Genomic DNA, 15113 nt, shown 5'->3' with positions numbered 1-15113 from the left:
ATTTTTACCGAAAATAAAACTAATCCCTCATCAAGATACTATCAATAAGACCATATTTAAGAGCATCACTTGAAGTCATAAAATAATCTCTTTCCATATCAAGAGCCAGTTTTTCCTTATCAACCCCTATCTGATTAGACATAATATCTATTATTAATTTTTTAAGTCTTAAAATTTCATTAGCTTGTATATTAATATCGCTAGCCTGACCACTTATTCCACCCCAAGGCTGGTGAATCATTATCCTAGAATAAGTTAAAGATTCTCTTTTGCCCTTAGCACCACTAGCAAGCAAAAAAGCTCCCATTGAAGCAGCTTGCCCAATGCAAATTGTCCTTACATCAGGTTTTATATATTGCATAGTATCATAAATTGCAAGACCTGCAGTAATACTGCCCCCTGGAGAATTCAAGTAAAGATAAATATCTTTGTTTGAATCTTCTGATTCTAAAAACAAAAGTTGAGCAATCACGGTATCTGCCTTAGGATCATTAATCTCACCACTCAAAAATATTATACGCTCTCTAAGTAATCTTGAATATATATCAAATACTCTCTCATAATTTCCTGTATGCTCTATCACAGTGGGTATTAAATTATGCATAAACTCCATTTTTTTACTCACTAAATTTTATAATTAACAAAATCTTTAAAAGAAACTTGCTTGCCTTTTACTTCCTTAAGATTTGCTAAAATTTTTTTCTTAACTCTTTTTCTTTTGATATCATCCTTTAAATAAGAAATCAAATTTTGATCTTCATAAAATTTTCTAATTTCCTCATAACTTACACCCGAATTCTCAGACTGCTTAGTCATATCATCCTTAAGATCACTCTCAGTAACTTCAATTGGATCTAAATCCACCATTTTCTGAATTATTAACTTAGATTTTAAATTGCCAAGAATTTCATCTTTTAAATTATTACCATCAACATATCCTGAAGAATAAAACACACCTTTAAACTCTTCAAGACTCATCTTACTTTGTTTTGCGATATCCTTAAAAGCAATTTCAATTTCCGCCTCAATCATTGAGCGGGGAATATCTATTTCTAATTTTTCAGAAATAGTAGAAAAAAATTTATTTAGCTTTAAAGCTTCTTTCTTTTCTTCAATAAGGTCTAAGATATTAGATCTTATAAAATTTTTAAGATCATCTAGCGTATTATATCTATCGCTAATATCTTTTGCAAACTCGTCATCTATTAAAGGGAGATCTCTTTTTTTAATACTCTTAATCTTAACCTTCAATTTTCTTGAAGAGCCTGCAAGTTCTTCAAATTTGTAATCCGTAACATAAGATTTTTCTATAAGCCTTTCCTCATTTATTCTCATGCCAATTACATCTCTGTCAAAATCATAATAAGTATCAGATTTTCCAACTGTAAAAACAAAATCTTGTCTTTTTGTTGATATTATCTCATTTAAAACATCATCAAGTTCAACAAAATCTACTTTAACAATGCTGTCTTTCTTGACAATTTCTTCCTCATCTTCAATAATAATTGAATTTTCTATTTGAAGACGCCTAATCTCATTATCAATATCAGAATCATCAATAAAAACTTCAGGAACCTCTACTTTAATATCAATATCCTCAAAACTTGGAATTTTAAATTCAGGGTAAGTCTCATATACAAAAGTAAATTCAAAATCTTTATCAAGCTCTAATCTTAAATCTTTTTCCTTTATAGTAGGAGAAGCATAGCTTAAAGGCCTTTTAGATTCTTCTTTAAAAAATTCTTTAAGAGAATTATTAACCACCTCTTCTAAAACAGTAGCTCTTAAGCCCTCAGAATATTTACTCTCAATAATATTAATAGGAACTTTTCCAATTCTAAAACCTTGAATCTTAAGCCGGGAAGAATAATTCTGCAATAATGAGTTGTATTTTTCCTGAATAATATTTTTTGAAACTCTAATGACAACCTCAACTTTTGAACCCGGAAGAAGCTTAATATCTTTACTCAAAATCACTGTTACTGCCTCAATTAAACCTTATTGACAATTATTAAAAAGCGAAAGACGGGATTTGAACCCGCGACTTTCACCTTGGCAAGGTGACACTCTACCCCTGAGTTACTTTCGCAATTTTACAGAAGGTGGGAGTCGAACCCACACGCCAAAGGCACTAGATCCTAAGTCTAGCGTGTCTGCCAATTCCACCACTCCTGCATACTTCATACTCAAACTAGTATACAAAAACTTAAAAGCTTTTGCAAGTATGCCTAATCTAGCAAATAAATAATATTTTCGCACTCAGCAGGACTCGAACCTGCAACCTTCGGATTCGAAGTCCACTGCTCTATCCAATTGAGCTATGAATGCAGTTAAAATAAAATTGATTACAGGGTGATTGACGGGGCTTGAACCCGCGACATTCGGAACCACAACCCGACGCTCTACCAACTGAGCTACAACCACCAATAACGAGTGACTATGATTACTATAATATTTTATAGATATTTAATTTCTAAGTCAATAAAAGATAAAAATAATAAAAACTATGCAACTTTTATTGAAAAATTTATATTAAAACACTAAACTTTTAAAAATTTTTCTAAACTTTTCTTCAAAAAATCATAAACTCTAATAGTTGAAGAAATGTTTACTCTTTCTCTAGTAGTATGAGGCGATTCAATCCAAGGCCCAAGAGTAACAGATTCTATGCCCCCTAACCTAGAAGATATTATTCCTGTTTCAAGCCCTGCATGTATTAAAGAAACATTAGCATCTTCAAGATACATCTCTTTATACACGCTTTGAAGATGTTTTAAAAGATTGCTATTCTTATCAGGCTGCCAAGAAGGATCATCATAAATTACACGCGAATCAGCTCCTGATAAATTACCTATTGATTGCAAATGATTAAAAACATACTCTTTGTCCAAATCCAATAAAGATCTTATTAAAAAAGTAAAAATATAGTTATCTTGCACCCTTAAAAGACTTGAAAAATTTAAAGAAGTCTTAATAAGCTTATTCTCATAATTTTCTACTTTTTGAACTCCATGTAAAAATCCCATTCCCATATTTAAAATTTTGTTTTTGCTATTTTCATCAAGAACTTTCACTGATGAAAATTCTCTTTTATTAACAACAATGTCAAATTCATTTTCAAAAGGATACATACTTTTAACTTTCGATACGAAAAGTTGAAGCTCTTTATTCAATAAATCATAATCACTATCATTAATAAAGATTAAAGCCTTAGCTCCATTTGGAATTGCATTACTGCTGTCTCCACCAAAAATATTTTCAATCTCAAAATCAATATTTGTTTTAATTTCAAAAAGAGCAAAAAACATTAATTTTAAAGAATTTGCCAAATCTAAATGAATATCTGCACCAGAATGGCCACCTTTAAGCCCTTTAAACGAAATTTCTACTTTTGTTTTTTTTGTTGCAAGACTATACTGAGGAGAAAAAACAATCTCAACAAGTCTTGATCCCGCACAACCAACTAAAAAATACCCCTCCTCTTCTCCATCAAGATTAATAAGGCTTTTACCACTGCATAACTTAGGATCAAGATCAAGAGCACCTATTAAACCTATTTCTTCATCAACAGTAAAAAGAAGTTCTAAATCGGGATGAGGAAAACTATTAGCCTCACTCATAATGCCCAGCATCATAGCTACCCCAATCCCATTATCAGCTCCAAGAGTAGTCCCCATTCCTTTGAGATACCCATCTTCTTCAACAATTTTAATTGGATCTGTTTCAAAATTATGCGAACTGGACTCGTTTTTTTCACAAACCATATCAACATGAGATTGTAAAATAATAGGATGCATATCAATGTTATTATTGGATTTTATCTGCACCACAACGTTACCAACAGCATCTTCTTTAAAAGGATAACCAAATTCTTTGGATCTATCCTTAATAAAATTAATAATTCCTTTAACATTTTTTGAACATCTTGGAATTTTTGATATCTCTTTAAAAAAATCAATTACAATACTCATAACAACTTTCCTTTCCTTACAATCAAATTCATAAACATGCTTAGATTTAATTATAACTACTCATATAATATACTAAATCAATCTTAAAATTCATTCAATAATATTAAATAATGCTCATCAAGCTTTATTTTCAATAAAACTTGCATAATAATTAAAATTTAAAAATTCTTTGGGAATTTCTGAAATGAATCTCGAAGGCAACTGCTCAAAAATTTGCTTATCTTTTTTCCGCTTATTAGCCATAGTGATAATAAGAGAATCTTTTGCACGAGTTAATGCAACATAAAAAACTCGTCTTTCTTCTTCCAAACCAATTTCACTATCTTCAATGATTCTATGGTGCGGAATAATATTGTCTTCAACCGCAATAAAAAATACATAATCAAATTCTAAACCTTTAGCAGAATGCACTGTCATTAAATTAATATTAATATTTTCAGATTCTTCACTTACTTCATTAGATTGAAGAACTATATAATTTAAAAAACTGCTTAAATCTTTCAATTCGCCAAATTGTTTGGATTCCCAATTTTTAATTATGCTTAAAAACCCTTCTATATTTTGATATTTATATTCAGCTACTTTGATTGAATTGGGATTTTCACTAACTAAAAACCCCCAATATTCAACACTTTCTATCATTTCTTTGATTATATTAGAATACGTGTTTTTCGTTATACTAAATTTATATTGATACTCTTCAATAAAAGATACAAAATCTTCTATACTTTCAATGACCTGCTTATTTAAAGCCTTTTCGTAACTAGAAATGCCTGTAAAAGAAAAAGCAATATCACAAAGAGCATCATAAATACAACAACCTTTCTTATCTGCTATATCTCTAATTTTTTTCAAATATTCCTTGCCAATTCCCCTTCTTGGAACATTAATGATTCTAAGCAAATCATAATCACTTTTGGGATTTATTATTACATTTAAATAAGAAATAATATCTTTTATTTCTTTTCTCTGAAAAAAAGATGTTCCCCCCGAAACTTTGTATTTTATGCCCTGTCTTCTAAAAATCATCTCAACGTTTTTAAAAAGAGCATTAGTTCTCATAAGAACCCCTATCTTTTTAGATTGAAAACCTTCCAATCTTGAAAGCTCTATGATTTGACTTGCAACAAACTCAGATTCTTGAATTTCATCCTCAAATATAAAAACATCTATAACTTTGCTACACATCTTTGAAGACCACAAAGTCTTTTCTTTTCTATTTTTATTATTTAAAATCACAGAATTGGCAACATCTAAAATATTTTTTGCAGAACGATAATTTTGCTCAAGCTTTATTTCTTTAACGCTGTAATCTTTTTCAAATTGCAACATATTATTGTAACTGGCCCCACGCCAAGAATATATTGATTGATCATCATCCCCAACACAGCATAAATTACTGTGATTTATTAAAAGGCGAATAAAATTATATTGAATCAAAGAAGTATCTTGAAACTCGTCAATCAAAACATACTTATATCTTTTAGAATATTTATTTCTAATATCAGAATTATTACTTAACAATTCTTTTGGTTTTAAAATCAAATCGTCAAAATCAAAAGAATTATAAAGCCTTAATCGCTCTTCATAAAGTCTAAAAATATTTATATCTTCTTCCTTTAAATCATTAAGGGTGAGAATCCCATTTTTTAAAAGTGAAATAACATTACTAAGTGAATTTAAAGAAGCTTTTTTATTGAAAAGACCTTCATCAAGTAAAATCTCTTTAAGAAGAGAAATTTTATCATTATCATCATAAATGCTGAAATTTTTTCTATATCCTAATAATTTATAATTTTCTTTTAAAAAGAAAAGTCCAAAAGCATGAAAAGTTGAGACCATAAGATTGCTAAGAGGACTTTTTAAAATTTTTCTAATTCTATCTTTCATTTCATTAGCTGCCTTGTTGGTAAAAGTTAAGGCTAAAATTTCCTTCTGAGCAATGCCTTTTAGAAGTAAATGCGCTATTCTATGAGTAACAACCGTTGTTTTTCCACTACCAGCACCAGCAATAATTAAAAGAGCACCTTCAATAGTGGTAACCGCTTCATATTGGAATTGATTGAGAGAATTTTTAAAAAAATCATCAGGCAAGATTAAAAAACCTTTGTTCCATCTGGATATTCCACAATAACTTTAAAGTTTTCAGGAAAAGCAAAAATCTTTCGTGACTTAGACTGATCAAAATCTCTAGCTAAGATTGGAATACGATACTTATTCAACGCATTAACGGCAAATTCTGAATTTTCAAGTCCTACTTTAACAGATCCTTTTGCCATAAAATTAGTTCCTCCAAAAAGCTTGGCCTTAAGGTTACTTTTATTAGCCCCATTTTCTAACATTGCATTTATTAGCATGGGAATAGCATAAGCCCCATATCTTCCCCTTTGAGCAGGAGATATATCAAGATCTGACCTAACTAAAACATAATGATTCATTCCAATTAAATTACTTGATTCATCAAAAAGCACAACAGCAACACAAGAACCAAGGATTGTAGAAATAACTCTTTTATTTGAAACAAAAGCTTCACCCGGAACTATTATTGTAACATCTCGTTTTAATTTAAAATTAAAATGATTTAACATAAAATTTAATACTCTCTTAAAAAAAATTTCTAAAACTCTTATAAAGCCATTGCCAAAGCCCTAATTTATTTACTTTACTACTAAACAAAGCAACATCCCCTATTTTTTCCTCTTCTAAAAAAATCATGGCCCTCCCCACAGGCACATCCCCACTAAGGGGAGCAACCAACTTATCAACAGTATAACTTATATTAATTTTATCAAATTCATCTTTAGTTAAAACATAATAAAAAGGCTCTTTAGAAAAAAGAGCAACTGTATCTACTGTACCATTATAGACTTTTTCTTTTAATTTTACTATTAAAGGAAATTTAGAATATTCATTAAATCCATACTCAAATAAATTTCTTGCAATTAAAGCTCTCATTTTCTCTCCAGACCCATTAATTCCTTTTTTAACCCCCAATACAACTGCTATTAATCTTCTCACACCCTTTAAAGCAGTAGCAACAAGATTTAAGCCTGATTCCTTAATATATCCTGTTTTAAGACCATCTGAATAAGGATATTCATATATTAATAAATTAGCATTTTTTTGTTTTAAGTTTAAAAATTTTGATGATAAAGTAGTTCCTAAATTTTTACTCTTTGGATAAACAAAATACTTTAAAGAATGAATATTAAGCATAAATTTGTACTTTTCTATATAAGATTTTACAAAAAAAGCCATATCTAGTGCTGTAATTTTATTCTCTTTGCTATATCCAGAAGGTTCAACAAAATGCATATTAAAAAGTCCTAAATTCAAAGCATTAATATTCATCAAATTAACAAAGCTATTTACATCGCCTACTACAAATTCAGCAATCGCAATAGAAGCATCATTGCCCGACGAAACTGAAAGTCCCTTTAAAATCTCTTCAAAATTAACAATTTGACCTTTTTCTAAAAACATTAAAGAAGAATTCAAGGGCGCATTATAATATGAAGCAGAATCACTAATAGGAACTATGCTTTTTAATTTTATATTTCGCTTTTCAGCCTCAATTAACGCAGTATAAATTGTAACAATTTTTGTAAGAGATGCCGGGGGGAAAATCAAATTGGGATTTTTAGAATAAAGTATCCGCTTAGTACCAAAATCCATTAAAATTATTGATTTTGCATGCTTTGATAATTCATTAATCTCCGTCAAATTAACTGCAAAAAGATCTCCACAAAGCAGAAAAAAATTAAAAAATAAAGTTAATAACAATTTTTCAATAACACAGATACTATTCATGTTGTAATATTAAATTATATATTATTTATTGATTGTTGATTATAATACAATTAAAATAAAAAGGAGCCATTTTTTATGAATTCTTATGATTTTATGGCAGCTTTGGTACCAATAATCCTAATAATTATTGGCCTTGGCATAATAAAGAAGCCCGCTTACTATGTAATACCTATATCATTAATAACAACTGTTGCTATTGTTATATTTTATAAAAACTTGGGAATAGTAAACACAAGTCTTGCAATGCTTGAAGGCGCCTTAATGGGGATATGGCCAATAGCAACCGTAATTATTGCTGCTATATTTACATACAAAATGTCAGAAGATCAAAAAGACATAGAAACTATTAAAAACATTCTATCAAACGTATCTTCTGATAAAAGAATTATAGTCTTGCTGGTAGCATGGGGATTTGGAAATTTTTTAGAAGGAGTTGCTGGATATGGAACTGCTGTTGCAATCCCTGTGTCAATATTAATAGCAATGGGATTTGAACCATTTTTTGCTTGCTTAATCTGTTTAATAATGAACACCTCATCAACCGCTTATGGATCTGTGGGGATTCCTATAATATCTTTAGCTCAAGCAACTAATTTAGATGTTAACACTATTTCGTCTGAGGTTGCATTGCAACTAATACTTCCAACCTTAACAATACCTTTTGTATTAGTAATTCTTACAGGAGGAGGCATTAAAGGATTAAAAGGAGTATTCCTTCTTACCCTACTCTCAGGAATGTCAATGGCAATATCTCAAGTATTCATATCAAAAACTTTGGGCCCAGAACTTCCCGCAATCCTTGGAAGCATCCTTTCTATGACAATAACAATAGCTTATGCAAAGCTTTTTGAAAATAAAGACACACACAATCGACAAAACAAAAGTGTAATACCCTTATCAAAAGGAATTATTGCTTGCTCACCCTACATTTTAATAGTAGTATTTATAATACTCGCATCTCCTCTTTTTAACAAAATTCATGAATACCTAAAAACTTTTCAAAGCACTATTAGCATTTATCCAGAAGCAAATCCCCTACACTTTAAATGGATTGCCTCTCCGGGCTTCTTAATCATGCTTGCAACAATAATATCCTATTCAATGCGAGGAGTCCCAATATTAAAACAATTAAAAATATTTATACTAACATTGAAAAAAATGGCATTATCTTCATTTATAATCATATGCATTGTTGCAATATCAAGATTAATGACACACAGTGGAATGATAAGAGATCTTGCTAATGGAATCTCAATAATAACAGGTGCATTTTCCCCATTCTTTAGCCCACTAATTGGAGCTATTGGGACATTTTTAACAGGAAGTGACACAGTTTCAAATGTTCTTTTTGGACCTTTGCAAACACAAATGGCAGAAAATATTGGAACAAATCCTTATTGGCTTGCAGCAGCAAATACAACAGGAGCAACTGGAGGAAAAATGATTTCTCCTCAAAACATCACAATAGCAACAACAACTGCTGGATTAATTGGGCAAGAAGGTAAACTTTTATCAAAAACAATAAATTATGCTTTATGCTACATTTTAGTAACGGGATTATTAGTTTATTTAGTATAAATTAACCATTTAAAATAAATAAGATTAATTGATAATAAAATTAATCTTATTTATATATTTGAATAATATTAAAATCATAAAACAATAATGTGCTCTTGAATTTTTACTCAATATTTTAATATTATGTATATTATATACATGCTATTATGTACAATGTAATAACACGTATATAATATATTTATTAATACGTTTAATAAATAACTAGAACTAATAAAAAGTTTATAGTTACAACAGGAAGGTATAATTATGAAAAACCATATTTTATATAAATTAATTATATTTTTAACTACATCTGTAGCAATATTTGCAGCAGACGCACTAAAGGAAAAAGATATATTTAAAATAAACCCATGGATACCTACATTTGGATTTGAAAACACGAGTGAGTTCAGATTAGATATAGATGAGCTTGTTCCTGGGTTTGAAAACAAAAGCAAAATTACTATTAAACTTAAACCATTTGAAGTTAATCCCGAATTAGGCAAAGACGATCCTTTCTCAGCTTACATTAAAGTAGAAGATCTTGCATTAAAAGCAGAAGGCAAAAAAGGCGATCAATTCAAAATTGACGTAGGAGATATAACAGCCCAAATCAATATATACGATTTTTTTATTAAAATAAGCACTATGACAGATTTTGACTTTAATAAAGAATCTTTATTTAGTTTTGCACCTATGACTGGATTTAAAAGCACTTACTATGGATTTCCAAGCAATGATAGAGCAGTAAGAGGGACAATTCTTGCAAGAGGTACTTCTAAGCAAATAGGAACAATTCAGCTGGGATACAAATTCCCGCAAATCGATCTTACATTCGCAATAGGAGGAACTGGCACGGGCAATAGAAATCAAGAGAACGACAAAGACACTCCATACAATAAAACCTATCAAGGAATACTTTATGGAATTCAAGCAACATGGAAGCCAATAAAAAATCTACTTGATCAAAACGAAAATACTAAATCTGTAATTGCAGAAACACCTTTTGAATTAAATTTTGGCTTATCAGGAGCTTATGGAAATGAAACATTTAATAATTCATCAATAACATACTCTTTAAAAGATAAATCCGTAGTTGATAAAGATTTGCTTAGTCCAACTTTATCAAATTCTGCAATTTTAGCATCTTTTGGAGCTCAGTATAAGCTTGGATTAACAAAAATCAACGATAAAAATACCTATCTTATTTTACAAATGGGTACTGATTTTGGAATAGATCCTTTTGCAAGCGATTTTTCTGTATTTGGACACATCTCAAAAGCAGCAAATTTCAAAAAAGGAGTATCCTCAGATCCTAGCAAAAAAGCCGAGGATATATTTGATCCGAATGGTAATGCTCTTAATTTCAGTAAAAGTAAAGAACTTGGCATTGCATTTTCAACAGGAGCAAGCATAGGTCTTGCTTGGAATAAAGACGTTGGTGAAAAAGAATCTTGGAAGATTAAGGGGTCTGATTCCTACAGTACAAGACTGTTTGGAGAGCAAGACAAAAAATCTGGGGTTGCATTAGGAATAAGCTATGGACAAAATCTTTACAGATCCAAAGATACAGAAAAAAGATTAAAAACCATATCCGAAAATGCATTTCAAAGCTTAAATGTTGAAATCTCAAGCTATGAAGACAATAAAAAAGGACTTATGAATGGACTAGGATGGATAACATCTGTCGGTCTTTATGACATTTTAAGACAAAAATCTGTAGAAAACTATCCTACAGCAAGCCCAAGTGCTAATGCAAGCAATCAAGCTGGAACAGATTCAACAAGCACACAAGCTGTAACTCCTAATATAACATTTGAAGACGCAATAAAACTCGGTGTGGCTTTATATTTTGATTACGCAATTCCGATAACATCCATTTCAACAGAAGCACATGTAGTGCCATATATTGGAGCATACCTTTTAGGGCCTTTTAATAAACTCTCAAGCGATGCTACAAAAATTTATTTGAAAACAGGTCTTAGCCTTGAAAAATTAATAAGATTTACAACAATTTCTCTTGGATGGGATTCAAATAACATTATAGAACTTGCTAATAAAAACGCAAATAATGCCGCTATTGGTAGTGCTTTCTTGCAATTCAAAATAGCCTACAGCGGAAGCTAACAGTAAAAGAAGGGCTTTTGCCCTTCTTTTTATCCTTAAAAACAAATTAATAATTTATTACTTTATATTTCTTTCTTTGCAAATTTTTTCATAAGCATCTTGAATCTTAATAAATTTATCATTTGCATCTTTTTGTCTTACGGGATCATTCGCAAACTTATCAGGATGATACTTTATAACAAGACTTTTATAAGCCTTTTTAAGCTCATCATCACTAGCACTATAGGTTAATCCCAAAACACTGTAGGGATTTACGACTTTAATATTAATATCTTTATAAGCTTCATAACCATCAGATTCAAGCTCAAGGAAAACACCAACATAAGAAATAAATTTTTCGGCTTCCAAGTTTTTATGCCTAGAAAGCCTATTAATTTCTTTAAGAGAAGCAAAAAGCCATATAAAAAGATCTTTATGTTGAAAATATCCAAGCTTAAGAGTATACAAAATTTTATCCGCATTATTATTCTTAGTAATAGCAGAATGAAAGATGGTATACAATTCTGATTTACCACGTTCAGACAAATTCAAAGAATTAATGATAAAATTGACATAATTTAGCTGCTCTCCGGTTACAGTTCCCAAAATAGATAGTAATTTAGCCATTAATAAAAAAGAAAGTTTATAAAATTCAAACTCTCTGGATCTAGAATATGAATAATCTCTTGTAAAATATATTCTAAAAACACCTAAAAAACTAAATAATATTAAAAGAAAAGGAAATAATATAAAAAGCATTCCTATTAAAATGGGATTAAAAATAAAGATAAACAACAACACTAAAAAAAACATTCTAATTAAGCTTGGCATTTATTAATCATAACCTCCAAACATAATTAAGGCATGTCAAAATCTCTAATAAATCTCACAACTTCCTTTTTTATTTGTTTTAATTCAATATCAGACTTTGCCTTTAAAGCTCTAACAATAAATTTAGCAACATTTAAAGAGTCGTTTTCATTTAGGCCCCTAGAAGTAATGGCAGCGCCCCCAATTCTAATACCAGAGGCCACAGAAGGGCTTTTTTTGTCAAAAGGAATAGCATTTTTATTTAAAGTAATATTTACACTCTCAAGCAATTTCTCAGCTTCAGCCCCTGTAAGATCCAAGCTACTAAGATCAACCAAAAATAAATGATTATCTGTGCCTCCACTGACAATCCGAAATCCTTCCGATTTAAAATATTCAGCCATAACCTTAGTATTTTTTATTACGTTGGCAATGTATTCTTTAAAATTTTCTTGAAGAGCCTCTCTGAATGCAATAGCCTTACCTGCAATAACATGAACCAAAGGACCCCCTTGAGTTCCGGGAAAAACTGTAGAATTTACAGCATTAGACAAAGTTTTCTCTTTTCCGTTAAAGTTTACTAATTTGTTAAAATCTTTTCCAGAAAGTATTATTCCACCTCTTGGTCCTCTTAAAGTTTTATGGGTAGTACTTGTAGTAAGATGAGCCACATCAATCGAAGAATTATGAAAACCAGCAACAATAAGACCTGAAATATGAGCAATATCACACAAAAGATAAGCAGAAACATCGTCTGCTATTTCTCTAAATTTTTTAAAATCAATTTCTCTTGAATAAGAAGAAGCTCCAGCTATTATTAAATTTGGTCTACAATCTCTAGCTATTTTAAGAACTTCATCATAATCAATCATCTCAGAATCTCTAGAAACACCATAAAAATAGGTATTAAAAAATATACCAGAAAAATTTACCCTACTACCATGGGTCAAATGCCCTCCATGAGACAATTGCATACCAAGAATCCTATCACCCGGGTTAATAAGCGCCATTATAGCAGCCATATTGGCCTGAGATCCGCTATGAGGTTGAACATTGGCATATTCTGCACCAAAAAGCTCTTTTGCTCTTGAAATTGCCAAAGCTTCAATCTCGTCAATAAAAGAACACCCGCCATAATATCGATTCAAAGGATATCCTTCCGCATACTTATTGGTTAAAATACTCCCAACAGCCTGCCTTATCTCTAAAGATGTAAAATTTTCAGACGCAATAAGCTCAATATGTTCTTTCTCTCTTAATTTTTCTTTCTCAATTAAATTAAATATTTGATCATCTCTCATCAAAAATTATCCTCCAAAACAAACTTATACATTAAAGAATACGATCCGTTCGTCAAGCTTTTATACTTTAAAAACCTAGAATCTGAATATCCATCGAAAAATTCATTTTTATCATAGTCCTCTTTGCATCCATATTGAATATAGTTCTCAGACATATTTAAAAAATATTTAGAGCTATCCTTAAATAATACTGCATTTATTATATCAAAATACACAAAACCAACCCCAGGCAAAAAAAATTCAAACCAAAAATGCTCATTCAATTTAAAAGAATTAGAATCATAGTAAAGCCCAACTATATTTCTAAGCGGAATTTCGTACTTTAAAAATAATAAATTGGTAAGAACTGTTAAATTGCTAGATGAAATTTTTCTTTCTTTAATAGAATCCTTTAAACTTAAATTATTCTCAACAATTTTAAAATTTGAAATCAAAACATCAATAATTGCTTTAGCCAGCTTATAAACTGAATTATTCTCGGCAGTAATAGATAAAATTAGAGAATCTAACGATATTAAATCAACAGAGCTGTAAGATAAATAATCTTTCTTCTTGTCTTGAACATACGTTTTGTATTCTTGATTATTAATATCTCTACTAAACTCAATGCTTTCTAAATATTTAGTATCCAAAAATTCCAAATTAAGTTTATGAGTCTTTACCCTAGTCTCAAAAATAAATTTATTTGTCTTCAAGTTTTCAAAAAATAAATTATCAATATTAAAATCAAAACACTCATTAACACAATCTGTAATTTTTTGGCGCTCATTCTCCATTGGCCTTAAATAGAAGATATTAAAATTAATATCTTCAGGGTTTGAATCAAAATTATTACTAATATCTTGAGTAAAATAAATTTCTTCAACTATTGTAAATTCTTTTGAATCACTCAAAGTCCACTTAAAAAAATCATTTGTAACAGAGAACGGAATTTTATTGCTTTGAATATTATCCAATAGAACATAAAGCTTTCCTCCAGAATTTAAAGTTTTAGGAGAAATGAATTCCACCCTATTCTCAGAAACATCTAAAATATTTTGAGGTAAAATTGTATGAAGCTTATCCTTAGTTTCAAGAAAAATTTTAATAGTATTAGAATGTGAAAACAAATTCACACCCCGCAATAAAGTTGAAGAATTTGCATTTAAAATTATTTTATCCTCTGAAAAAATAAAAGGTATATTTTTTCTATTAAGCTTAACAGGAACTTGCCTACTAATAACAAGAAAAAGTTCATTGCTAGTCCCACTTTCATTTTTTACAAAAATAAGCCCAGAATTTACTTCGTCTGTAATTTTGAAAACTATTTCAGTGTTATTCCAACTAATAATACTGCTTTTAACCAAATAATTATTGTTAATATTAATCTCGCCTGCATTATAACCTAAATTGTTTCCTTTAATAACAATAACATCTTTATGTGAAGTGGGAATTGGCGATATTTCATAAATAATTGGCTTTGAATAAAATAAAAATCCAGAAAAAACAAATAAAAATAAAAAAATAATAAAAATCAAGCTTAAATAAAAATATTTGTTTTTAAAAAAAATAGCCAAAT

The 15113-nt window shown here is 29.8% G+C and carries 11 protein-coding genes and 4 tRNA genes; 2 read left to right on the top strand and 13 right to left on the bottom strand.

The features are described from left to right. Positions 1-19 precede the first annotated feature (19 nt). The 10 genes from clpP to QIA27_RS03540 all read right to left on the bottom strand — a co-directional run bounded on the left by clpP (position 20) and on the right by QIA27_RS03540 (position 7781). Positions 20-604: an ATP-dependent Clp endopeptidase proteolytic subunit ClpP gene (gene clpP, locus QIA27_RS03585; protein ID WP_301353921.1), complete on the bottom strand. Its 585-nt coding sequence runs from the start codon at positions 602-604 to the stop codon at positions 20-22. Positions 605-624: 20 nt separating this feature from the next. Then, positions 625-1977 carry a trigger factor gene (gene tig / locus QIA27_RS03580; RefSeq protein WP_301403616.1) on the bottom strand — a complete coding sequence of 451 codons (1353 nt, stop codon included), beginning with the start codon at positions 1975-1977 and terminating at the stop codon, positions 625-627. A gap of 40 nt (positions 1978-2017) precedes the next feature. After that, positions 2018-2089: transfer RNA gene (locus tag QIA27_RS03575), tRNA-Gly, on the bottom strand. A gap of 5 nt (positions 2090-2094) precedes the next feature. Continuing rightward, a tRNA-Leu gene (locus tag QIA27_RS03570) sits at positions 2095-2175 on the bottom strand. Positions 2176-2254: 79 nt separating this feature from the next. Then, a tRNA-Arg gene (locus QIA27_RS03565) sits at positions 2255-2328 on the bottom strand. Between the two features lie 23 nt (positions 2329-2351). Beyond that, positions 2352-2424 (bottom strand) — tRNA-His (locus QIA27_RS03560). Positions 2425-2540: 116 nt separating this feature from the next. After that, complete coding sequence (pepD, locus tag QIA27_RS03555) at positions 2541-3971, bottom strand: beta-Ala-His dipeptidase (RefSeq protein ID WP_301403615.1); 1431 nt, start codon at positions 3969-3971, stop codon at positions 2541-2543. A 117-nt stretch (positions 3972-4088) separates the two neighbouring features. Further along, entirely contained in the window at positions 4089-6068 is a 1980-nt protein-coding gene (locus tag QIA27_RS03550) for an ATP-dependent helicase (protein ID WP_301403713.1), read from the bottom strand. Further along, on the bottom strand, positions 6068-6559 hold the full coding sequence (gene cheD / locus QIA27_RS03545) for a chemoreceptor glutamine deamidase CheD (RefSeq protein ID WP_301403614.1): 492 nt from the start codon (positions 6557-6559) through the stop codon (positions 6068-6070). The genes QIA27_RS03550 and cheD overlap by 1 nt, the downstream gene beginning before the upstream one ends. Before the next feature lie 16 nt (positions 6560-6575). Next, entirely contained in the window at positions 6576-7781 is a 1206-nt protein-coding gene (locus tag QIA27_RS03540; RefSeq protein ID WP_301403613.1) for a D-alanyl-D-alanine carboxypeptidase family protein, read from the bottom strand. 75 nt (positions 7782-7856) lie between these two features. On the opposite strand from QIA27_RS03540, the gene QIA27_RS03535 reads away from it, so the two are divergent. Together QIA27_RS03535 and QIA27_RS03530 are read left to right on the top strand one after the other, a co-directional pair. Further along, on the top strand, positions 7857-9359 hold the full coding sequence (locus tag QIA27_RS03535; RefSeq protein ID WP_301386463.1) for an L-lactate permease: 1503 nt from the start codon (positions 7857-7859) through the stop codon (positions 9357-9359). Between the two features lie 246 nt (positions 9360-9605). Beyond that, the gene (locus tag QIA27_RS03530; protein ID WP_301403612.1) at positions 9606-11465 is read left to right on the top strand and encodes an integrin-binding adhesin P66 family protein; all 1860 of its coding nucleotides are present in this window, start codon (positions 9606-9608) and stop codon (positions 11463-11465) included. 57 nt (positions 11466-11522) lie between these two features. Here the strand turns inward: QIA27_RS03530 and QIA27_RS03525 are convergent, their stop codons facing one another. Genes QIA27_RS03525 through QIA27_RS03515 form a run of 3 tightly spaced genes read right to left on the bottom strand, consistent with a single transcriptional unit; the run spans position 11523 to position 15111 of the window. Further along, on the bottom strand, positions 11523-12275 hold the full coding sequence (locus QIA27_RS03525) for a J domain-containing protein (RefSeq protein WP_301403611.1): 753 nt from the start codon (positions 12273-12275) through the stop codon (positions 11523-11525). A 26-nt stretch (positions 12276-12301) separates the two neighbouring features. Continuing rightward, the gene (gene glyA, locus QIA27_RS03520; RefSeq protein WP_301353906.1) at positions 12302-13555 is read right to left on the bottom strand and encodes a serine hydroxymethyltransferase; all 1254 of its coding nucleotides are present in this window, start codon (positions 13553-13555) and stop codon (positions 12302-12304) included. After that, a complete protein-coding gene (locus QIA27_RS03515; RefSeq protein ID WP_301403610.1) occupies positions 13555-15111 on the bottom strand; it encodes an IPT/TIG domain-containing protein in 1557 nt (518 codons plus the stop codon). Before QIA27_RS03515 ends, glyA begins: the two co-directional genes overlap by 1 nt. Positions 15112-15113: the final 2 nt, after the last annotated feature.

The organism is [Borrelia] tanukii (assembly GCF_030439725.2).
Lineage (GTDB): Bacteria > Spirochaetota > Spirochaetia > Borreliales > Borreliaceae > Borreliella > Borreliella tanukii.
This window is presented reverse-complemented; position numbering and strand designations above follow the sequence as displayed.